This is a genomic window from Rhodococcus sp. KBW08 (assembly GCF_003852455.1).
Taxonomy (GTDB): Bacteria; Actinomycetota; Actinomycetes; order Mycobacteriales; family Mycobacteriaceae; genus Rhodococcus_F; species Rhodococcus_F baikonurensis.
The window spans coordinates 267,345-287,873 of sequence record NZ_QAJJ01000017.1 but is presented as its reverse complement, the minus strand read 5'-3'; the positions used below and the strand labels follow the sequence as shown (position 1 = coordinate 287,873).

Annotated in this window: 20 protein-coding genes; 17 read left to right on the top strand and 3 right to left on the bottom strand. The window is 62.4% G+C overall.

What is annotated here, in order from left to right; genetic code table 11:
* From DBV08_RS21910 to nagB, 5 genes are read left to right on the top strand one after another with little or no spacing between them, the layout of a single operon-like run.
* Positions 1-930 carry an ROK family protein gene (locus tag DBV08_RS21910; protein ID WP_124568825.1) on the top strand — a complete coding sequence of 310 codons (930 nt, stop codon included), beginning with the start codon at positions 1-3 and terminating at the stop codon, positions 928-930.
* Positions 927-1,634, top strand: coding sequence for an N-acetylmannosamine-6-phosphate 2-epimerase (locus tag DBV08_RS21905; RefSeq protein WP_095973530.1), 708 nt, complete (start codon positions 927-929; stop codon positions 1,632-1,634). The genes DBV08_RS21910 and DBV08_RS21905 overlap by 4 nt, the downstream gene beginning before the upstream one ends.
* A complete protein-coding gene (locus tag DBV08_RS21900) occupies positions 1,631-2,323 on the top strand; it encodes a GDSL-type esterase/lipase family protein (protein ID WP_124568824.1) in 693 nt (230 codons plus the stop codon). The genes DBV08_RS21905 and DBV08_RS21900 overlap by 4 nt, the downstream gene beginning before the upstream one ends.
* Positions 2,320-3,501 carry an N-acetylglucosamine-6-phosphate deacetylase gene (locus tag DBV08_RS21895; RefSeq protein WP_260395700.1) on the top strand — a complete coding sequence of 394 codons (1,182 nt, stop codon included), beginning with the start codon at positions 2,320-2,322 and terminating at the stop codon, positions 3,499-3,501. Before DBV08_RS21900 ends, DBV08_RS21895 begins: the two co-directional genes overlap by 4 nt.
* A gap of 28 nt (positions 3,502-3,529) precedes the next feature.
* The gene (gene nagB / locus DBV08_RS21890) at positions 3,530-4,309 is read left to right on the top strand and encodes a glucosamine-6-phosphate deaminase (protein ID WP_124568823.1); all 780 of its coding nucleotides are present in this window, start codon (positions 3,530-3,532) and stop codon (positions 4,307-4,309) included.
* Between the two features lie 9 nt (positions 4,310-4,318).
* Here the strand turns inward: nagB and DBV08_RS21885 are convergent, their stop codons facing one another.
* The 3 genes from DBV08_RS21885 to DBV08_RS21875 form a co-directional block, all read right to left on the bottom strand.
* Positions 4,319-5,950 carry a long-chain-fatty-acid--CoA ligase gene (locus DBV08_RS21885; RefSeq protein WP_124568822.1) on the bottom strand — a complete coding sequence of 544 codons (1,632 nt, stop codon included), beginning with the start codon at positions 5,948-5,950 and terminating at the stop codon, positions 4,319-4,321.
* A 61-nt stretch (positions 5,951-6,011) separates the two neighbouring features.
* Positions 6,012-7,133 (bottom strand): acyl-CoA dehydrogenase family protein, encoded by a 1,122-nt coding sequence (locus tag DBV08_RS21880; RefSeq protein WP_124568821.1) that lies wholly within the window; start codon positions 7,131-7,133, stop codon positions 6,012-6,014.
* A gap of 12 nt (positions 7,134-7,145) precedes the next feature.
* A complete protein-coding gene (locus DBV08_RS21875; protein WP_003945878.1) occupies positions 7,146-8,327 on the bottom strand; it encodes an acyl-CoA dehydrogenase family protein in 1,182 nt (393 codons plus the stop codon).
* 265 nt (positions 8,328-8,592) lie between these two features.
* On the opposite strand from DBV08_RS21875, the gene DBV08_RS21870 reads away from it, so the two are divergent.
* The 12 genes from DBV08_RS21870 to DBV08_RS21815 all read left to right on the top strand — a co-directional run bounded on the left by DBV08_RS21870 (position 8,593) and on the right by DBV08_RS21815 (position 20,522).
* Positions 8,593-8,784: a ferredoxin gene (locus DBV08_RS21870; protein ID WP_033232296.1), complete on the top strand. Its 192-nt coding sequence runs from the start codon at positions 8,593-8,595 to the stop codon at positions 8,782-8,784.
* Between the two features lie 109 nt (positions 8,785-8,893).
* Positions 8,894-9,811 carry a 3-oxoacyl-ACP reductase gene (locus DBV08_RS21865; protein ID WP_124568820.1) on the top strand — a complete coding sequence of 306 codons (918 nt, stop codon included), beginning with the start codon at positions 8,894-8,896 and terminating at the stop codon, positions 9,809-9,811.
* A gap of 488 nt (positions 9,812-10,299) precedes the next feature.
* Positions 10,300-11,064, top strand: coding sequence for an ABC transporter permease (locus DBV08_RS21860; protein ID WP_003945687.1), 765 nt, complete (start codon positions 10,300-10,302; stop codon positions 11,062-11,064).
* A 64-nt stretch (positions 11,065-11,128) separates the two neighbouring features.
* Positions 11,129-11,980 (top strand): ABC transporter permease, encoded by an 852-nt coding sequence (locus DBV08_RS21855; protein WP_003945759.1) that lies wholly within the window; start codon positions 11,129-11,131, stop codon positions 11,978-11,980.
* Between the two features lie 11 nt (positions 11,981-11,991).
* On the top strand, positions 11,992-13,176 hold the full coding sequence (locus DBV08_RS21850) for an MCE family protein (protein ID WP_003945815.1): 1,185 nt from the start codon (positions 11,992-11,994) through the stop codon (positions 13,174-13,176).
* Positions 13,176-14,195 (top strand): MCE family protein, encoded by a 1,020-nt coding sequence (locus DBV08_RS21845; protein WP_124568819.1) that lies wholly within the window; start codon positions 13,176-13,178, stop codon positions 14,193-14,195. The genes DBV08_RS21850 and DBV08_RS21845 overlap by 1 nt, the downstream gene beginning before the upstream one ends.
* The gene (locus DBV08_RS21840) at positions 14,192-15,250 is read left to right on the top strand and encodes an MCE family protein (RefSeq protein ID WP_020906317.1); all 1,059 of its coding nucleotides are present in this window, start codon (positions 14,192-14,194) and stop codon (positions 15,248-15,250) included. Before DBV08_RS21845 ends, DBV08_RS21840 begins: the two co-directional genes overlap by 4 nt.
* Complete coding sequence (locus DBV08_RS21835; protein WP_095973524.1) at positions 15,247-16,551, top strand: MCE family protein; 1,305 nt, start codon at positions 15,247-15,249, stop codon at positions 16,549-16,551. The genes DBV08_RS21840 and DBV08_RS21835 overlap by 4 nt, the downstream gene beginning before the upstream one ends.
* Entirely contained in the window at positions 16,551-17,798 is a 1,248-nt protein-coding gene (locus tag DBV08_RS21830; protein ID WP_095973523.1) for an MCE family protein, read from the top strand. The genes DBV08_RS21835 and DBV08_RS21830 overlap by 1 nt, the downstream gene beginning before the upstream one ends.
* The gene (locus tag DBV08_RS21825) at positions 17,795-19,189 is read left to right on the top strand and encodes an MCE family protein (RefSeq protein WP_124568818.1); all 1,395 of its coding nucleotides are present in this window, start codon (positions 17,795-17,797) and stop codon (positions 19,187-19,189) included. The genes DBV08_RS21830 and DBV08_RS21825 overlap by 4 nt, the downstream gene beginning before the upstream one ends.
* Positions 19,189-19,992: a hypothetical protein gene (locus DBV08_RS21820; RefSeq protein ID WP_124568817.1), complete on the top strand. Its 804-nt coding sequence runs from the start codon at positions 19,189-19,191 to the stop codon at positions 19,990-19,992. The genes DBV08_RS21825 and DBV08_RS21820 overlap by 1 nt, the downstream gene beginning before the upstream one ends.
* Positions 19,989-20,522, top strand: coding sequence for a twin-arginine translocation pathway signal (locus tag DBV08_RS21815; RefSeq protein ID WP_095973520.1), 534 nt, complete (start codon positions 19,989-19,991; stop codon positions 20,520-20,522). The genes DBV08_RS21820 and DBV08_RS21815 overlap by 4 nt, the downstream gene beginning before the upstream one ends.
* Positions 20,523-20,529: the final 7 nt, after the last annotated feature.

The following is a 20,529-nucleotide window of genomic DNA, read 5'->3' as shown; positions in this document are numbered from 1 at the left end:
ATGACATCTGGGCAGAAGCGATGGATCGGTATCGACATCGGCGGCACCAAAGTGGCTGCCGCGGTGGTGACGTCCGACGGAGACGTGATCGACACCGTTCGTGCCGCAACACCGACCGCGGGTAGGGAAGCCGTTCTCGGGACCGCTACCGCGTTGGTCGACCGTCTGAGGGCGAATCACACGGTAGCCGGAATCGGAGTCGGTGCACCGGGAATCATCGATCGGGTGCGTGGCCGCGTCGTCTTCGCCTCCGACATTCTGTCCGGATGGAGTGGCGCCGAGGTTCGCGGAGAACTCGAGGCGCACTCAGGCCTACCGGTGACGGTGGACAACGACGTGCGCGCGATGGCCCACGGCGAGAACATGATCGGCGCCGGTCGCGGTCGAACCTCTGCACTGTTCGTCTCGATCGGTACCGGAATCGGTGGCGCGTTGACCGTGGGCGGTCAGCTGTACCACGGTGCCCACGGAACAGCCGGCGAACTCGCGCATCTGCTGGTTCCGGTCTCCGGGGCGATAGGTTGCGGTTGCGGCAGAACCGATCACCTCGAGGCAGTCGCGTCCGGTCCGGCCATGGCAGCCGAGTACGCAGCGCGGGCGGGTGTGCCCACTCGACCGTTGCAGGCAGTGGTGGCGCTCATGCACTCGGGCGATCCGATCGCCCGTGCCGTGGTCGCCGACGCCGGTACTCTGCTCGGCCGAGTCCTGGCTGGCGTCGCCACCGCATTCGATCCCGAGGTGATCGTCATCGGCGGCGGCGCAGCCCAGATCGGAGCCGACCTCTTGTCGCCGCTGACGTCCGCTTTCCGGGTGGAAGCGATGGGTCCCATTGCCGAAACCGCCATTCTTCCAGCCCGTCTGGGCACCGATGCGCCGCTCGTCGGAGCTGCGCTCCTGGCCGCCGCAACACGAATCGAGGTAACACCGTGACTGTCGAAGAGTTGCTCACGATCATCAGCGGAAAGCTGATCGTGTCCTGTCAGGCCGGACACGGCCATGCCCTGCGTGACACCGGGACTATCGAGAGGATGGCCCGCGCCGCGGTCGACGGAGGAGCAGTGGCGATCCGCTGTGGCGGTGTGGGCGGAACCCCGGATGTCGCCGCAGTCGTGTCGGCAGTGAAGGTACCGGTGATCGGTTTGACGAAGATCGGTTCCGAGGGCGTGTTCATCACGCCGACAAGGGAATCAGCTCTCGAAGTTGTCGATACCGGTGCGCAGATCGTGGCCGCCGATGCCACTCTGCGAACGCGTCCGGACGGATTGACATTCGCCGACACCGTCGACGCGGTCCATGATCGCGGCGGCCTCGTCATGGCCGACTGTGGGACTCTCGAAGACGGTATCGCTGCCGCTGCGGCGGGCGCCGACGTCATCTCCAGCACACTCGCGGGATATACCGAGAACAGCAGACGGCTGGCAGGTCCGGATCTCGAGCTGATCTCGGAACTGCGGCAGGCACTTCCAGATGCGGTCCTCATCGCCGAAGGGCGCTACCACAGCCCGGAGGATGCGGCACGCGCAATCGCCCTGGGTGCAGACTCGGTGGTTGTCGGAACCGCAATCACGGACCCGGCGTTCATCACGTCGAAGTTCGCGGCGGCAGTATCGGGCGCCGAAAGGCAGAGGGGATGACGCCGACGTCGAAGGCTCTGAAGTCCAAGACTGCTGAACGGATCCGACTGGAGACTTTGCTCGGCGACTCCTCGACGCCGATCCGGTGGGTCTTCACCGGTGACAGCATCACTCAGGGATTGACGCACACCGATGGTCATCGAAGCTACGTCGAACACTGCGCCGAGCGCGTCCGTGGTGAGCTTTCCCTGTTCAATCACGTCCTTGTCAACACCGGAATAAGTGGCAATCGATCCTCAGACGTGCGTGCAGGTTTCGCGCACCGCATCGAAGTGTTCGACCCCTCGGTGGTGTTGATCATGCTCGGTACGAATGACGCATTGGACGGCGACGAAGGACTGGAACGTTTTCGAGACGACCTCTCGGACACGATATTCCGGACGCGAGCGATCGGCGCGGTGCCGATCCTGCAGACGCCGCCGCCGATCGACGTCGAGAACGCGCCCACCAGAGCAGGATTGGTTCAGTACGTCGAGGTCGTGCGGCAAGTAGCCGCCTCGACGCGCGTGGTGTTCGTCGACCACTACGCGCAGTGGACGGCCCATTCTCCCGAGGGCCCACCGCCGGCGCTCCTGGCTGACGCGTTCCATCCGAACGAACATGGGCACTACGTGCTCGCGGACGCCGTGCTCCGTGAGTTGTCGATCGCAGATACCGAAGTTCCCGTTGTACCGCAGGTGATGTCGTGATACTTCGTGGACAAATTCTGCGTGGACAATTGGTGACCGGTGGTCGACTGCTCTCGGACGGGGTTGTCGAGATCGCCGGTGATCGTGTGGTGTGGGCCGGGCCGGCGTCGCAGCGAACCGACCCGTTACCCGAACGGACGGCTGCGGGGACAACGATCATTCCGGGGTTGGTGGATGTTCACTGCCACGGCGCCGGCGGGTTCGGTTTCCCCGAGGCAGACGAGTTCGGATCAACCGCGGCTGCCGATCACCATCGGACGAACGGCACGACCTCGGTGATCGGCTCGCTCGTCTCCGCGCCGCCGGAGATCCTGCGCACTCGCATCGAACTCCTGGCAAGACTGGTCGACGAGGGCACGCTGGCCGGAATTCACCTGGAAGGTCCATTCCTTTCGGTACTCCGTTGTGGCGCCCAGGATCCCGACAGCATTCTCGATGGCGACCCGGCTCTGCTCGAGTCGCTGCTCGAAGCCGGCCGCGGGCACATTCGCTCGATGACTATTGCTCCGGAGACAGCGCACTTCGACGAACTTGCCTCACTGATGGAACGTCACGGTGCAGTCGTGAGTATCGGACACACAGATGCGTCCAACCCGGTCGCGACCCGTTCGATCGCACACTCGGCGCATGCACCGCTCAGTGCCACTCACCTGTTCAACGGAATGGCTCCGATGCATCATCGCGCTCCCGGCGCAGTGGCGGCGTGTCTTGCCGCGGCCGCCAGAGGACAGATGGTGGTCGAGTTGGTCGGGGACGGAGTACATCTGGCCGACGAGACGGTAGCGACGGTGTTCGATCTTGTCGGTCCGCATCAGATCACGTTGGTCTCCGACGCCATGGCTGCCGCCGGAATGCCCGACGGCCGCTACCCACTCGGGCCTCTCGACGTCGACGTGGTCGGTGGCGTGGCACGATTGGCCGGCCAGGGCGATACGGCCATCGCCGGCGGGACGAGTCGGTTGATGGACATAGTCCGCCGGGCGGTCAATCACGCGGGCGTCGATCTGCTTTCGGCCGTCATCGCAGCGACGGCAACGCCTGCTTCGCTGGTGGGGCTGGCCGGAATTGTCGGCGATCTCGTGCCGGGTTGCCGCGCCGATCTGATCGTCACCGGTCCCGAACTCGAAACCCGCGCCGTCATGGCCGCTGGGAACTGGCTCATGACACCTGGCTCATGAACTACACCGAAAGCTGAGGAATCAACCGATGGAAATTGTCATTGTCGACAGTGCGGAGGCGGCCGGCACCGTTGTTGCCGACATCTTCGAACACGCGGTGCATTCAGGTGCACGGACTTTGGGCCTGGCGACGGGGTCTTCACCGCTCTCGGTGTACCGCGAACTCGCGCGCCGTCACCGCGAGGACGGGTTGAGTTTTGTCGGCCTGCAGGCGTTCCTGTTGGACGAATACGTCGGTCTGCCGGAAGGTCACCCGGAGTCGTATGCCCAGGTGATTCGAACCGAGTTTGTGAATCACCTGGACCTGGACGCGTCAAGGGTATTCAGCCCCGACGGAACCGCGCCGGATCCATTTGCCGCCGCGGCAGCCTACGACCGGGCGATTGGGTCGAATGGTCCGGTGGACGTACAACTCCTGGGCATCGGCGGCAACGGTCACATCGGTTTCAACGAACCGACGTCCTCGCTGAATTCGAGGACCCGGGTCAAGACGCTGACGGAACAGACTCGAACCGACAATGCCCGGTTCTTCGAGAGTCCGGACGACGTACCACGGCACGTGATCACCCAGGGCCTCGGAACTATCTGCGAAGCACGGCATCTGGTGATGATCGCGACCGGCGAGCACAAGGCCGCTGCGATTGCCGCTGCCGTCGAGGGGCCCCTGGCCGCGGTGTGCCCGGCATCGGTCCTCCAGCTGCATCCACACGCGACGGTGGTAATCGACGAGGCAGCGGCATCACAGCTTCGGCTCACCGAGTTCTATAAAACGGTGTCGGCGCACAAACCGCTTGCTCAGCGCTACTGAGACACCGGACTAGACGGACTCTCGCGTCTTCTCGAGGCCGAGTGCCAGTTCGGGAGTGAGTAATTGGAAGTCGGATTCTCCGCGCCGACGGATCCACACCGGATCGGAGGTGTTCCAGCGTTCGGCACTCTGCGTTCGAGTGACCACCTTGAACGTCGCCGTTCTCGGGAACTCACTGCACACTCGGATCAAGGTCGGCTTCTGCTTCGGACCGAGTTCCGGCCGGGAGTCGATGTATTCGGCTACGGCGACCGGGTCGAAATTGTCTACGTCGCCGACCGGAATCACCGACGCCATGACGCGGTCGCCGACGTCGCTGTCGGGGACCGCGTACACGGACACCTGCGCGAAGCCCGGGTAACCGACCAGGGAGCGTTCGATGGGTGCGGCGCCGATGTTCTCGCCGTCCACGCGTAGCCAACCGGAACTGCGTCCCGCGAAGTAGACGTAGCCGTCGGCATCGGTGTACGCCAGATCGCCACTCCAGTACTGGCCGTTGCGCATTCGCTCGGCGTCGGCTTCCGGGTTCTTGTAGTACCCGGCGAACGTGCCTGGGCCGGTGACGTTGACCAGTTCACCGGTTGCCTCGTCGGCGTTGGTGATCCGGCCGTCGGCGTCGAAGACGGCAGGCGGGCAGGGTGCTCCGGTCTCGGGATCGAGGATCTTGACGCCGTCCGGGAGCAGTCCCAGGGCGCCGGCCCGGGGAACCGGCGCCGCGGAGATCGAAATACCGCCCTCGGTGGACCCGAACCCGTCGATGACGCGGGCACCGAAGCGCCGAACGAAGGTGGCGACGGCGGGCGCCGAACCCTCGTTGCCGTACATGATCTTCAAGGTGTTGTCCCGCTCGTTCGGCACCTCGGGGGTGGAAGCGATGAAGGACAACGGCTTTCCGACGTAGTTGGAGTACGTGATTCCGTACTTGTGAACGTCGGGCAGAAAACCCGAAGCGGAGAACTTGCGTCGCATGGCAATTCCCGCACGCGCGTGTAGCGCGACCGTCCACGCCGCCATCATGGCGTTGGAATGGAACATGGGCATCGCCATGTAGACGACGTCGTCGGCGCCGAGCCCGAAGCGATCGGCAAGCATGACCCCGGGAGAGGCCAACTTGTGGTGCGTGCACCGAACCGCTTTGGGATCACCGCTGGTTCCGGAAGTGAAGATGAGCATCAACAGATCGTCGGGTTGCGCCGTCGACGCGTAGGCGGGCGTATCGGCGAAGGGCGCCAACAATTCCGTCCAGGCCGGAGAATCCACGTTGATCACCCGGACGTCGCCGAGATCGACGTCGTCGAGTAGATGCGCCTGGTTGTTCTCGGTGAAGATGACCTGGCAGTCGGAGAGCGCAATGTCTCGCGCCAGTGCCGGGCCGCGCCTGGTCGTGTTCAGTCCGGCGGCAACCGAACCCGAGAACGATGCTGCGCCGAGCAATAGCGAGAATTCGGGGACGTTCTCCATCAGAAGACCGAAATGCCGGGGGCGCGTTGGATCGAGCAGCGTGTCCAGCAGCGCTGCTCGATCGAACGAGCCTTGAATGTGCTCGCGCCAGGTGATGACCTGGTCCTCGAAACGGATACCGCGGTCGTCGATCTCGCTGACTCCGAGGAGTAGATCGGAAACAGTGGGGCTCTGACTCATAGCTGCATCATCATCGATTCGTCTCGGACCAGGTCATGGATTTCCACTCGGTGGGACGCACTCAGGCAGGAACTGCGGCAAGTTCCTTGCCCAGTGCGCGAAGCTGATCCGTTGCGTTGCCGAGCAGGAACTCGTGATGCTTGGCCGCGAGGAAGTAGCGGTGAACGGGATGGTCCTCGTCCAGACCCACGCCGCCGTGAACGTGAACAGCAGTGTGCCCGACTCGGTGTCCCGCATCTGCAGCCCAGAACTTGGACGTCTGCACTGCCCCGTCGGACGGAAGTCCTTCGCTCAGACGCCACGCTGCGGCCCAGAGAGTCAGACGGACGCCCTTGACGTCGATGTATCCGTCGGCGAGGCGCTGTGCCACGGCCTGGAAACTACCGATCGGACGGCCGAACTGCACACGCTCGGAGGCGTATTCGGCGGTCAGCTTCAGTGCCTGATCGAGCACCCCGTACTGGTAGGCGCTGGAACCGAGCTGAATTCTTTCGACGATCCATGCCGCGATGTCGGATCCTTGGGCAACCGACCCGAGAACACGATCGGCCGGAATCTGCACCGAATCGAACTCGACCAGGGCCGCACTCGAGAAATCCGTGGTCGATTGCCTGGTGATGCGCACGCCCGCGTCGGAGGGTTCGACGAGGAAGACTGCGACGCCGTCCTCGGTGATGGCGGGGACGAGGAACAGATCGGCGAGCGGCGCACTGTCGACGGTGATCTTTGCTCCGTCGATGCGCCAGCCGTCGGCGGTCTTCTCGGCACGCGTGACGGGGTGGGCCGGGTCGTCGTTGTATTCCTCGGCGAGGGCCGCAGTCAGTATCTTCTCGCCGGCGGCGGCAGCGCTCGCCCATTCGTCTCGCTGCTGGTCCGAGCCGAATTCTGCTATCGCCGCGGCCGATCCGACGATGGACGTCAGGAACGGAACGGCTGCAACACCGCGCCCGAGTTCGGCCAGGATGCTGCACTGCTCGAGGACACCGAATCCGTCGCCGCCCACCGATTCCGGAAGAGCTGCGCCGAGGACGCCGGCCGAGGCCAGAGCGTTCCACAAGATGGCGTCGAAGCGGTCTTCGGCGGCGTCGAGTTCACGGAGGCGGTCATTGGTGACCAGTTCGGTGACGACGGATCGTGTCAGACCGGACAGGTCCTGCTGGGCCTCGGTAAGGGTGAATTCCATGATCGTTGGTCCTTATCGCTTCGATGCGGGAAGCCGCAGAGCTGTCATTCCGATGATGTCGCGTTGCACTTCGTTGGTACCGCCGCCGAACGTCAGGATCAGCGAAGAACGATGCATACGTTCGATGCGGCCACGCAGAAGAGCGCCGGGGGAGTTCTGCCTGATCGTGGCGGAGGATCCGAGGATCTCCATCAGCAAGCGGTAAGCTTCGGTGGCGAATTCGGTACCGAACACCTTGTTGGCCGACGCGGCTTCGGGTCCGGGAGCATGATCGGTTGCGGAGGCAATTTCCCAGTTCATCAACTTCAGATACTCGGCCTTGGCATGCACGCGAGCGAGATTGATCTGCACCCATTCCTGGTCGATCATGCGTCGGCCGTCGGGCAACTTGGTGTTCTGTGCCCACTCGCGGACCTCACGCTGCGCGGTCAGAATCGGTCCCGCCGAGGTGAGGGCAACACGCTCGTGGTTGAGCTGGTTGGTGATCAGTGCCCAGCCACCGTGTTCCTGACCGACTATCGACGACGCCGGGACGCGTACGTCCTGGTAGTAGGTGGCGCTGGTGTCGGGGCCGGCCATGGTGTGAACCGGGGTGTAGGAGAAGCCCTCTGCCGTGGTGGGGACGATCAGCATGCTGATTCCCTTGTGCTTCTTGGCTTCCGGATCGGTACGGCAGGCCAACCACACGTAGTCGGCGTACTGGATCAGGCTCGTCCACATCTTCTGCCCGTTGATGACGTAGTCATCGCCGTCACGGACAGCCGAGGTGCGCAGAGACGCCAGGTCGGTGCCTGCCTCGGGCTCGGAGTAGCCGATCGCGAAGTGGAGCTCACCGCGAGAGATCTTGGGCAGGAAGAAGGCCTTCTGCTCGTCCGTACCGAAATGCATGATTGTCGGCGCTACGGAATTGATCGTCAGGAATGGCACGGGCGCACCGGCGATGGCGGCTTCGTCGGTGAAGATCAGCTGGTCCATCGCGGAGCGTTCCTGCCCGCCGTACTCTTTCGGCCAACCCAGAGTGAGCCAGCCGTCCTGGCCCATCTGCGCGACGACTTCGCGGTACACATTGCCTTCGCCGTATTCACCCGTCGTGGCGGCTAGCGCTTCACGCCGCTCGGGAGTCATCAGTTGTGCGAAGTAGGCACGCAACTCCTCCTGGAGCTGTTGCTGCTCAGGGGTGTAGGTGATGTGCATGGTTACCTCTCCATAGAGATACGAATCAAAGCGCCAACCATTCGATTGACACAGGTTCTATCGATGCGTACATCGGCGACAAGGGGCGCCTTCGCTGTGTCCAGCGGATCGTTCGACGTCCGTTCTCGGTACTTTTTCGAATCATTGCACACGACTGAAACAGGTTCTAGTGTTATCGCCAGGAACGGTGTGCGGCACAGCCCTGCGGCACTCGTTTCGTATCCGTGTTCGCGCCAGTAGTTGTGAGAAGAGAAGAGGAATCGCCATGGAGGTCAGGGTTGATCTGGACCGTTGCGAGGCAAACGGTGTGTGCGTCGGGATCGCACCCGATATTTTCGACCTCGACGACAACGAGGAGCTCGTGATCAGTTCTGCGCGTCCGCCGGAGGATCGTTGGGAAGATGTCCGGTCCGCGATCGCTCAGTGCCCGCGTGCGGCGCTGACCGAACATCCGTGACGATGGTTGCCCAAAACAAGAACACGTTCTAAAGTTGCGAACTCGTGGGTCACGGCAATCGAGCCGGGTAACTCGACACACGACCGCAGAGAACCGGGAGAGCGCTTCGATGAATGCTGTGAACAGCCCAGAAACCAGTCTCGAAGGCAAGGTCGCCATCGTGACCGGTGCCGGATCGGGGCTCGGAAAGTTCGAGGCTATCGGTCTGGCGAAGGCCGGTGCGTCGTTGGTCGTCAACGATCTGGCCCCGAACGAGGCCGTCGAAGCGACGCTCGAAGAGATCCGCGGCCTGGGCGCCAAGGTCGAATTCGTGGCAGGCAACGTCGGTGAGCGTTCTACTGCGGACGCACTGATGGAAGCAGCGCAGGGGCAGTTCGGCAGTGTCGACATCGTCGTCAACAATGCCGGTGTCGTGCGCGACCGGATGCTGTTCAACATGTCGGACGAAGACTGGGATCTGGTACTCGAAGTTCATCTTCGCGGCCATTTCCTCTTGTGCCGCAACGCCGCTGCCTACTGGCGGGCGAAATCCAAGGAAGCCGGGGCGCCGGTGTACGGGCGCATCGTCAATACCTCTTCGGAGGCGGGTCTCCTCGGACCGGAAGGGCAGCCCAACTACGGCGCTGCAAAAGCCGGAATCACGGCGCTGACGTTGTCGGCCGCACGTGGGCTCTCGCGCTACGGCGTTCGGGCCAACGCGATCTGCCCGCGGGCGCGGACGTCGATGACCGAAGGTGTGTTCGGAGACGCGCCGGCCGACGGCATCGATCCACTCTCGCCCGAGCACGTGGCATCGCTCGTCTCGTATCTGGCATCACCGGCAGCCGACGCCGTCAACGGTCAGGTGTTCGTGGTGTACGGCCCGATGGTTGCGCTGATGGCGGCGCCCGTCGTCGAGCAACGGTTCGACGCAGACGGTGACTCCTGGTCGCCGGAAGCGCTGTCAGCAGTGATGGGTGACTATTTCGCGGACCGTGACCCGGCAAAGATGTTCTCGGCATCGGCGGCCCTGAGGGCGCTGGGCTGACCAGTGCTCGCGACACGTAGAACCGTCGTTCACACATAGGCGGGTCTACGTGTCCACTTCCTGGTAGAAATAGCGTGTTCACGAGTCGGTGGGCGCGGTAATCTGCCTGCGTTCTGAAACGAGACCAGCGGTCTCGAAAAAACTGGACTGTGTTCCAATTTTGCATTCCTGTGAACGATGCGATATTCGATCGGCGTGCCCGGTCAAGGCTCTCGCATAGCTGAATCTCGAACTTGGATCCGAGAAGCGTCGATCATTCAAAAGTATTAATTTCCAGGATATTTCGGCGAAAATCACGCCGAAAAGGGATGCTTCCCATGTTCCGAATCTTTCGGTTTCGGATCGGCGCCGTGAGGCTACTTCTTAGAGTTGGACACTTGTTTTTGACAGGTGAACACGTTCTAGTTAATATGACCTGAGTCACAAGCTGTCGGGGGCTGGACTATGAGAACAGACAGTACTGCGGCAACCAAGGACGAGGAGGGCGAATGGTAGACCTCGTCGAGGTGCCATTACGAGCGGTCGGTGGCTTCTTTCAGATGTCCGCCCAAACCCTGCGGGCAGTCTTCTCCCGCCCCTTCCAGCGTCAAGAGTTCATCGATCAGGCCTGGTTCGTGGCCCGAGTGTCGATGGTTCCGACGGTGCTGGTCGCGATCCCGTTCACGGTGCTTGTCAGCTTCACCATCAACATTCTCTTGCGCGAGATCGGTGCAGCCGACCTCAGTGGTGCCGGAGCTGCTCTCGGCACCGTCACGCAGGTCGGCCCCATCGTCACCGTGCTGATCGTCGCCGGCGCCGGCGCAACCGCCATCTGCGCAGACCTCTCGGCCCGAACCATTCGTGAAGAGATCGACGCCATGAAGGTGCTCGGTATCAATCCCATCCACCGGTTGGTCGTTCCCCGGGTACTCGCGTCGACGGGAGTGGCGCTGCTCCTCAACGGACTGGTCTGCACCATCGGCATCCTCGGCGGTTTCGTCTTCTCCGTGTTCATCCAGGACGTGAACCCCGGCGCCTTCGTCAACGGCATCACACTGCTCACCGGATTCGGTGAGCTCATGCTCTCCATGGTCAAAGCAGGACTGTTCGGCATGATCGCCGGCCTGGTTGCGGCCTACCTCGGACTCAACGTCAAAGGCGGCGCCAAGAGCGTCGGCGACGCGGTCAACCAGACCGTCGTGTTCGCGTTCATGGCGCTCTTCGTCGTCAACGTGCTCATCACGACCATCGGTATCAAGTTGACGGCCGGATGAGGCACACGGCAGTCGGAGAGATCGAAGTGGACAGAACGACAAACGACGAACGGGAGGAGATCTGATGGCGTTGGCCGCAGCGGGACGCTTCCCGCGCACACGTCGACAGATCGGCTCGATCTCTCGCAGTATCGACAGCATCGGTGATCAAGCGCTGTTCTTCGCGAAGGCTCTCGGTCACGCTCCCAAGGCGCTGATGCGCTATCCACGTGAAACTCTGCGACTGATCGCCGAGATCAGCATGGGCACCGGTGCGCTCGCCGTCATCGGTGGCACCGTCGTGATCGTCGGATTCCTGACACTGTTCACCGGTGGCACCATCGCCGTTCAGGGCTACAGCTCGCTGGGCAACATCGGTGTCGAAGCGCTGACGGGCTTCTTCGCCGCCTTCATCAACGTTCGCATCGCAGCGCCGGTCATCGCCGGAATCGGTCTCGCCGCGACCATCGGCGCCGGCTCCACCGCGCAGCTCGGTGCGATGCGCGTCTCGGAAGAGATCGACGCCCTCGAGACGATGGCGATCCCGTCGATTCCGTATCTGGTCAGCACCCGCGTCATGGCCGGCATGATCGCGATCATCCCGCTGTACTCACTGGCGGTGATCGCATCCTTCGTCGCCAGCCGCTTTGCGACGGTGTTCCTCTACAACCAGTCCGGCGGCGTCTACGACCACTACTTCACGACCTTCCTGATACCCACGGACATACTGTGGTCGTTCGCCCAGGCGATAGTCATGGCGCTGGCCGTCATGCTCATCCACACCTACTACGGCTTCAACGCAACCGGTGGCCCGGTGGGTGTCGGCGTCGCGGTGGGTAACGCAGTGCGCGCCTCGCTGATCGCGGTCGTCACGGTCACCCTGCTCATCTCACTCGCCATCTACGGCGGGTCCGGCAACTTCAACCTGTCGGGATAGGCGGGCAAGCGATGACCGTACCCAGATGGCACAAGAAGTTGGCCGCAGCCGGCCTCGTCCTCGGACTCGTGGCGATCGTCGCCGTTGCCCTGACCATGTTCTCGGGTGGGTTCACCAAGAGCACACCCATCACCGTGACGTCCACGCGTGCCGGCCTGGTCATGGAACCGAATGCCAAGGTGAAGCTGCGCGGAGTGCAGGTAGGCCGTGTCGAATCGATCTCCCTCGTCGGAGACCAGGCAAACCTGAAGTTGGCGATGGATCCCGGCCAGATGTCGAAGATTCCGTCGAACGCCCGGGTGGAAATCAAGACCACCACGGTGTTCGGTGCGAAGTACGTCAACATCGTGATTCCCGACGATCCCTCGACCCAGCCGATCCAGGAGGGTGCTGTCATCGCCTCGGACAGCGTCACCGTCGAGTTCAACAGTGTCTTCGAACATCTTTCGGACGTACTCGCGAAGATCGAACCGGAAAAGCTCAACGCCACACTCGGCGCGATCTCCACCGCTTTGAACGGGCGCGGCGAGTCGCTCGGTGAGGTTCTCGAGCTCGGTGACACCTATCTGAAGAAGATGAATCCGGTTCTGCCGCAGCTCCAGGAAGACTTGGTCGGTGCCGCCGATGTCACCAATCTCTACGCCGACGTGGCACCGGATCTGATGCGCATCCTCGACAATGCCACCGCGACAAGCGGATCGATCGTGGCCGAGCAGGCAAACCTCGACTTGCTGTTGCTCAACGTCACCGGCCTCGCGGACACGGGCAACGCGTTGTTGACCGACAACGAGCAGAACCTGACCACCGCCCTCGACACTCTGACCGCGACGACGACCCTGCTCGACAAGTACTCGTCTGGTCTGACGTGCTTCATCGTCGGGTTGAACGACGGCCGGATCAAGTTCGAGCCACTGGCAGGCACCGGGGACAAAGCGGCGCTGATGCTGAGTGCGAGCTTCATGTACGGCGCCGAGGCGTACCAGAACCCACAATCTCTCCCCAAGGTCGCGGCCTCCGGCGGACCCAATTGTTATGGTCTGCCCGAATTCGATCCGAAGGTCGACGGGCATGCACCGTTCGCAGTCACCAACACCGGCAACGTGCCTTTCGTTCCCAACACCGAACTGCGCGTCACCGTGCCGACCATTTTCCAGTACCTCTTCGGTGACTCCTACGAGCAGGAAGACGGGAAGTGATGAGACCGACCACGGTCAAGCTGCTGATTTTCACCGTCGTCATGGCGGTCATCTTCGCCGGACTGGCGATCGTTTTCAGTCAGGTGCGCTTCAGCAGCAGCAACGGATTTCACGCGACCTTCTCGGACGTCTCGGGACTCAAGTCCGGCGACAAGGTACGTATCGCCGGTGTTCCGGTCGGGTCGGTGACCGAAGTGTCCATCGGTGACTCCAACCAGGCCGAGGTCGAGTTCGACGTCGACACCAAGTACTCGCTGATGAAGAGCACCAAAGCGACTGTGCGCTACGAGAACCTGGTGGGCGATCGCTACATGGAACTGCTCGAGGGCGCCGGGTCCACCGAGACGCTGCCGTCGGGTGGATCGATTCCAGTCGACCAGACGTCACCCGCGCTCGATCTGGATCTTCTGCTCGGCGGATTCAAGCCGCTCCTGCGCTCGCTAGACCCTCAGCAGGTCAACGACCTCTCCGGGGCGCTGCTGCAGGTCCTGCAAGGCCAGGGCGGAACGCTGGTTTCGTTGCTGGGTAACACCAGTTCGTTCACCAGTACGTTGGCGGACCGAGACCAGTTGATCGGGGACGTCATCACCAACCTCAACGACGTACTCGGCACCATCAACGACAAGGGCGATCAGTTCTCCACCACGATCGATCAGCTCCAGCAGTTGGTCAGTGGATTGGCGAAGGACAGTGGCCCGATCGGTAACTCGATCACCGAGATCGCCGGTGCCACGGGGGATCTCGCTTCGCTGCTGCAGGCGACACGTCCGGACATCCAGACGCTGATCGGGGAGACCAACCGAACGATGACGCAGCTGGACCTGGGCAAGGACGACATCAACACCGCTCTCGATCGTCTGCCGTCCGACTATCGGAAGTTGATCCGAGTGGGCACGTACGGAGCGTTCTTCCAGTTCTATCTGTGCGCCAACACTTTCAAGTTCTCCGGACCTGACGGAACGACGATCATCTTGCCCACGGCAGTGCAGGACACGGGAAGGTGCGCAAAAGTCTCATGACCCCTACCCGTGAACGTAATCCGGTACAGATCGGTGTCATCGGTCTTGTCCTGGCGGTGGCAACCGTGGGTGCCGCACTGCAATACGATCAGCTCCAGTTCATCAACGGCGGCATTCGCTACTCGGCGTACTTCCAAGATGCCGGCGGCCTGGTCACCGGCGACGACGTGACCATGGCCGGAGTGAAGGTCGGCAAGGTCAGTGACGTCGAACTCGACGACCAGAAGGTGCTGGTCACCTTCACCGTTCAGGACGGTGTCGCCCTCGGCGAGCAGACCGCGGCCGACATCAAGACCAACACGGTTCTCGGCCGAAAGTCGTTGGCGGTACGGCCGGAAGGATCCGGACTGTTGCGGACGGACACGCCGATTCCGGTCGAACGCACCAACTCGCCGTACTCGCTCAACGACGCACTCGGCGACCTCGGGACCACGGTGTCCGAGCTGGACACGGATCAGATCAACGATTCGCTCAACGCGATTTCGGACACGCTGGCCGATACTCCGCCAGAACTTCGCACCGCGCTGGACGGAATGACGAGGCTCTCGCAGAGCATCAACTCGCGCGACGAGAGCCTGCTCCAATTGCTCTCGCGGGCCGAAGATGTCACCAAGATCCTCTCTGACAGAAGCGGTCAGATCGATTCGTTGCTGGTCGACGGCAACAAGTTGTTTGCCGAACTGAGCTTGCGGCGTGACGCGATCAGCGAACTGATCGTCAACACCGGCGCAGTCTCACGCCAACTGTCAGCGCTGGTACAGGAGAACGAGGCCCAGATGGGGCCGACCCTCGAGAAACTGAATTCCGTCGCCGAGGTTCTTCAGCAGAACAAGGACAACATCGCCGGGGCGCTCGACGGCCTCGGACCGTACATCACCGCGCTCGGTGAGACCGTGGCCAGCGGCCCGTTCTTCGATGCCTTCATCATCAACATTCTGCCGAGTAACTGGTGGAAGACCCTGGTGGACACCAGCGTCGCGCCCGAGCAGGTTCCGGGCGACCTGGAAGACTTCTTCCCCGGCATTCCACCGACGATCAGGGGGCCGGGAGAATGACCGAGACCATGACTTCACAGGATCCACAGGGCTCCACCAACCCACGCAAGAAGTGGGTGCTGATCGGAGCGGGTGTGCTGGTCGCGCTGCTCGTCGCCGGCGCGGCATACCTCTTCGTCCCGGGCCTGGGCAAGACCAAGATCTCCGCGCACTTCGTCTCGACCACCGGTCTGTATGAGGGCGACGTCGTGCGAGTGCTCGGTGTCAACGTCGGCAAGGTGACCAAGATCGAACCGCGTGATCGAGACACCTACGTCGAGATGAAGATCGACTCGAGCGTCGACGTTCCGGCAGATGCCAAGGCACTCATCGTTGCTCAAAGCCTCGTGTCCGCACGCTTCGTGCAGTTGACTCCGGTGTATTCCGGCGGGGAACAGATGCCCAACGGCGGCGAGATCCCGATCGAGCGCACGGCTGTTCCGGTGGAGTGGGACGAGATCAAGACCGAACTGACCAAACTGTCGGACGCCCTCGGACCGGAAGGTCTGGACGATCAAGGTTCCCTCGGCCGATTCATCGACACTGTGGGAACGAACCTCGACGGCAACGGTGAGTCCATTCGGTCGACGCTGCGCGAACTCTCGGCCACGATGCACACGCTGTCCGAAGGCCGGACCGATTTGTTCTCCACCATTCGGAACCTGCAGGCGTTCGTCACCGCATTGTCCTCGAGCAACGAGCAGATCGTGCAGTTCAGTGGTCACCTCGCTTCGGTGACAAGCGTTCTCGCAAGCAGTTCCGACGAGTTGGGTACCGCCCTCAGCGATCTCGACCTGGCGGTGGGCGACGTTCAGCGGTTCGTCAAGGACAACAGCGAGGGACTGAGCGAATCGGTCGCGCGTCTGGCCGATGCCACCCAGGTGCTGACGGACAAGCGCCCGGAGATCGAGCAGGTTCTGCACTCCGGACCGACGTCGCTCGCCAACTTCTACCAGATCTACAAGCCCGCTCAGGGCAGCATGACCGGCGCAATTGCGCTGAGTAACTTCAAGAATCCGATCCAGTGGATCTGTGGTTCCATCGAAGGCATCGACAGTGGTAACTCCCAGAACAGTGCCGATCTGTGCAAGCAGTACCTCGGACCGGTGCTCAGCACCATGATCGGCAACTACCCCGGATTCCTGTTCAACCCGGTCGCGGGCGTGCAGGCTTTCCCGGATCAGATCGTCTACACCGAACCGGGATTGGAAGCGGCAAGTCAGAATCAGCCGCAAACCGTCGCAGGACCGATGTCAGGTGCTCCCATGACGAGTGTTCCCAAGGATCTCGCCGAACTCTTCAACATGGGCGGAGGGAACTGATGCGGGTAGCTCGCAAGACCACGGTTGCCGTGTTGGCCACGGCAGTGGCTCTCGGCGCCAGCGGCTGTGAATGGAACGGGCTCAACTCCGTGCCGATGCCAGGCACTCAGGGCCGGGGCGAAGGCGCGTACGAGGTCCAGATCGAGATGCCGAACGTGACTACGCTGTCGCAGAATTCGCCCGTCCGGGTGGACGACGTGGCAGTGGGAAGCGTTTCGAACATCGAGGTACAGGGCTGGCACGCTCTGGTGACGGTGTCGCTGAATCCTGACGTTCAGCTACCTGCCAACGCGACGGCGAAAATCGGCCAGACCAGCTTGCTCGGCTCTCAGCACATCGAGTTGGCGCCGCCGGTCGGAGAAGAGCCCGAGGGCCGACTCGAAGCCGGTGACCTGATTCCGATCGAGCGGGCGGGCGCCTACCCGACGACGGAACAGACGCTGTCGTCTCTGTCGGTTGTTCTCAACGGCGGCGGTCTCGCGCAGGTTCAGGACATCACGAAGGAACTCAACGCCGCTCTCGGTGGGCGTGAAGACTCCGTTCGCGACCTCCTACCTCAGCTCGATCAGTTGGTCGGCAGTCTGGACAAGCAACGAGGCGACATCGTTTCGGCGATGGAAGGACTCGATCGCCTGTCCTCGACGGTCCAGGCACAGCACGACACCTTGAACAAAGCGCTCGAAGGTATTCCGCCGGCACTCGAGGTTCTTGTCGCTCAGCGTCAGGACATCACCAACGCGTTGACCTCGCTCGGAGGTCTCAGCGAGGTGGCGAGCCGTGTCATCCAGGAGAGTGGTGACGATTTCGCGACCAATGTTCGTGCGCTGTCACCGACCCTGAAGGCGTTGGCTGATTCCGGTAACGCTCTCACCCAGGTTCTCGGCGTTCTCCTGACGTTCCCGTTCCCACAGAACGGAATCGACAACGTCATCCGCGGCGACTACGCCAACTTGGCGATGACCATCGACATCTCGCTGCCCCGACTCGATGCGAACTTCCTCACCGGAACTCCGTTGGCCGGAACGCTCTCGGGGCCGGAAGGTGTGTTGGGCAAGCAGGCCGGGCTCGCCGGGCAGACAGGCAACCCGTTGAGTGATCCGCTCAAGCCTGCCGCACCGCCCGCCCAGGCTCCTGCCGGACAGGCTCCCGCAGGAGAGGACAAGTCAGCGGATCCGAATACCATTCAGATTCCGGGACTTCCGCCGATCAACATTCCAGGACTTCCCCAGGGGGCACCGGCACCATGATGCTCACAAAGTTCGTCCGCATCCAGCTGATCATCTTCGCCGTCTTGACGGTCGTCGGTTTGATCGTGATGGCCACTCAGTACGTGCGTGTTCCGGCGATGGTCGGTATCGGCCGATACGACGTCACCGTCGAATTGCCCGCGACCGGTGGGCTGTACAAGAACTCGAACGTCACCTACCGCGGTCAGACCATCGGTGTCGTGAACGCGGTGGAGCTCTCGGAGACGGGTGTGAATGCGCGACTGTCTCTCGAGAGTGGCATCAAGGTTCCGTCGGACGTCGACGCCGCGGTCAAGAGTGTGTCGGCGATCGGCGAGCAGTTCGTCGATCTGATTCCGCACACCGACAGCTCCGGAGCGATCGTGGTCGACGGGCATCTGGAAAACGGATCGGTGATTCCCGAAGACCGAACCAGCATTCCGCAGGATGTCGGCGCGATGCTCGATCAGGCAGATCTGTTGCTGCAGAGCATTTCCGACACCAAGCTCAAGACCGTCATCGACGAATCCTTCAAGGCGTTCAACGGTGCCGGCCCGGATCTGCAGAAGCTGATCGACTCGGCTCGGCTGTTCGTCGAGGAGGCGAACAACAACTCCGACGCGACCAAGACGCTGATCGAGCAGGCCGGTCCACTCCTGGACACTCAGGTGGTCAGCAGCGACGCCATCCGTTCCTGGACAAGCAATCTGGTGACGTTCACCGACCAGCTCCGAGCCAGCGATCCTGATCTGCGTGCCGTCATCCAGAAGGGGCCGGCTGCCGCGGCGGAGGCGAATGCTCTTCTGCAAGACATGCAGCCGACATTGCCGATTCTTCTGGCGAACCTTGTGTCCGTCGGACAGGTCGGCGTGATCTACAACAACGCGATCGAGCAGATTCTGGTCATCTACCCGCCGCTGGCCGCAGCGCTGGTCACGGTGGCAGGCTCCGGCCCGGCTGCGGACGGCGCTCTGGTGGACTTCCACATGGAGGTCAACGACCCGCCGCCGTGCACTACCGGATTCCTGCCCGCAGAGCAGTGGCGCAGTCCGAAGGACGAATCACCGATCGAGACACCGTCGGATCTTTTCTGCCAGGTTGCCCAGGATTCGCCGATCGCGGTGCGAGGCGCGAGAAACCTTCCCTGCGAGGAGTATCCGGGACGTCGTGCGCCGACGGTCGAACAGTGCCGTTCCGGCTACGTCCCGTTGGGCACGAACCCGCAATCCGGGCCTCCGGAACCGATTACCGCGACCCCGAGCTCGTACACGTCGACGCCTTCGGTCTCGGCTCGTCGGTACGATCCGATTACAGGCACGTACATCGGGCCGGACGGAAGGACGTACTCGCAACCGAACCTCGGCGGCGGCGACGTCAGTCTCGAACAGTTCATGAAGGGTCAGCAGGGTTGATGACAGACGAAGATCCACAGGCCGGGCAGCGGGTGCGCCGTCGCGCGTCTCGCAGCGCCGGACCCACGGGTGCGGATGCAGACGCTGCCGCGGTAGTAGTGCCCACCGAAAAGAAGTCGGCCGAACAGAAGCCAGCTGAGCAGAAGTCGGCTGAGCAGAAGTCGGCTGAGCAGAAAGCAGCGGCCCCAGTTGATTTGGGCAAGCCCGATACTCCACCGGAGAAGGTCGTCAGCGGTGATCAGGTAGCGGCCAAGGCCGAGCCGACCGGCGCCGCCGAAACCCCCTCAGAAACTGCTGTGGACACTCCTGTTCGTTCGAAGCCCAAGGCTGGGCTGGTAGTCGAGATCGCCGTTGCTTCGGTGATCGCTGTAGCTCTTGCGGCCCTGACGGTGTTTCTCCTCGTCGACCGGAACAAGGCGTCCAACGCCGACGAGGACCGAGCCCGCTACGTGGCTGGAGCCCGGACCACCGCACTGAATCTGACGACGCTGCACGCGGATACAGCGGCCGCCGACCTCGACAAGTTTCTCGCCGGCACTACCGACGAGTTCAAGTCGCAGTTCGACGGACGCAAGGATTCGTTTGTCAACGTTCTCGGGCAGGCCGGAGTTCAGACCGACGGCGAGGTGCTCGAGGCCGGGTTCGAGAAGTCCGACGGTGATTGCGGGACTTCATTGGTCGCGGTGCGTGCGATGCAGAAGAACGGCGACGAAGCGCCCGCTGAACGCAACTACCGACTCCGAATCACCATGTGCGACGTCGACGGGCAGTTGCTTGCCTCGAATGTGGAGTTTGTGCCATGACCCCAGAAGTAATCCCAGAGACGTCCAAGCCCAAGCGCGTCTCACCGCTCGCCATCGTTCTGTGCGTCATCAGCGCAGTGGCCATCGCGTTGGCAGCAGTGTCGGCGTATCTCTACTTCGGTCCGGGCGGAACGCGTGACACGGCAGCGATCGATCAGACCAGAGACGAAGTGGCACAGGCCTCTTCCGATCAGGCGGTTGCGATGTTCCAGTACGACTACAACAACGTCGACCAGCAGTTGCACGCGGCCACAGACGGTTTGACGGGCGATTTCCAGGGCACGTTCACCAATCTGATCGAATCGGTGATCATTCCGGGAGCCAAGGAAAAGTCGCTGACCGTTCAGGTAGTCGTCCAGGGCGCTGCGGTTCTCGACGCGGAGGCGGACAGCGCGACAACCATGCTGTTCCTCAATCAGATCACCACGTCTTCGGAATCACCTGAAGCCGTCGCCAGTGGTAGTCGCGTCAAGATGAGTCTGGAGAAGCAGGACGGGCGTTGGCTCGTGAACAACGTCCAACCCTTCTGATCAAATA

What these genes read in the sequence shown, in the direction of transcription:
- DBV08_RS21910 (WP_124568825.1), top strand. Translation starts at nt 1, where the DNA reads ATGACATCTGGGCAGAAGCGATGGATCGGTATCGACATCGGCGGCACC.
- DBV08_RS21900 (WP_124568824.1), top strand. Translation starts at nt 1,631, where the DNA reads ATGACGCCGACGTCGAAGGCTCTGAAGTCCAAGACTGCTGAACGGATC.
- nagB (WP_124568823.1), top strand. Translation starts at nt 3,530, where the DNA reads ATGGAAATTGTCATTGTCGACAGTGCGGAGGCGGCCGGCACCGTTGTT.
- DBV08_RS21885 (WP_124568822.1), bottom strand. Translation starts at nt 5,950, where the DNA reads ATGAGTCAGAGCCCCACTGTTTCCGATCTACTCCTCGGAGTCAGCGAG.
- DBV08_RS21880 (WP_124568821.1), bottom strand. Translation starts at nt 7,133, where the DNA reads ATGGAATTCACCCTTACCGAGGCCCAGCAGGACCTGTCCGGTCTGACA.
- DBV08_RS21875 (WP_003945878.1), bottom strand. Translation starts at nt 8,327, where the DNA reads ATGCACATCACCTACACCCCTGAGCAGCAACAGCTCCAGGAGGAGTTG.
- DBV08_RS21870 (WP_033232296.1), top strand. Translation starts at nt 8,593, where the DNA reads ATGGAGGTCAGGGTTGATCTGGACCGTTGCGAGGCAAACGGTGTGTGC.
- DBV08_RS21865 (WP_124568820.1), top strand. Translation starts at nt 8,894, where the DNA reads ATGAATGCTGTGAACAGCCCAGAAACCAGTCTCGAAGGCAAGGTCGCC.
- DBV08_RS21860 (WP_003945687.1), top strand. Translation starts at nt 10,300, where the DNA reads ATGGTAGACCTCGTCGAGGTGCCATTACGAGCGGTCGGTGGCTTCTTT.
- DBV08_RS21855 (WP_003945759.1), top strand. Translation starts at nt 11,129, where the DNA reads ATGGCGTTGGCCGCAGCGGGACGCTTCCCGCGCACACGTCGACAGATC.
- DBV08_RS21850 (WP_003945815.1), top strand. Translation starts at nt 11,992, where the DNA reads ATGACCGTACCCAGATGGCACAAGAAGTTGGCCGCAGCCGGCCTCGTC.
- DBV08_RS21845 (WP_124568819.1), top strand. Translation starts at nt 13,176, where the DNA reads ATGAGACCGACCACGGTCAAGCTGCTGATTTTCACCGTCGTCATGGCG.
- DBV08_RS21840 (WP_020906317.1), top strand. Translation starts at nt 14,192, where the DNA reads ATGACCCCTACCCGTGAACGTAATCCGGTACAGATCGGTGTCATCGGT.
- DBV08_RS21835 (WP_095973524.1), top strand. Translation starts at nt 15,247, where the DNA reads ATGACCGAGACCATGACTTCACAGGATCCACAGGGCTCCACCAACCCA.
- DBV08_RS21830 (WP_095973523.1), top strand. Translation starts at nt 16,551, where the DNA reads ATGCGGGTAGCTCGCAAGACCACGGTTGCCGTGTTGGCCACGGCAGTG.
- DBV08_RS21825 (WP_124568818.1), top strand. Translation starts at nt 17,795, where the DNA reads ATGATGCTCACAAAGTTCGTCCGCATCCAGCTGATCATCTTCGCCGTC.
- DBV08_RS21820 (WP_124568817.1), top strand. Translation starts at nt 19,189, where the DNA reads ATGACAGACGAAGATCCACAGGCCGGGCAGCGGGTGCGCCGTCGCGCG.
- DBV08_RS21815 (WP_095973520.1), top strand. Translation starts at nt 19,989, where the DNA reads ATGACCCCAGAAGTAATCCCAGAGACGTCCAAGCCCAAGCGCGTCTCA.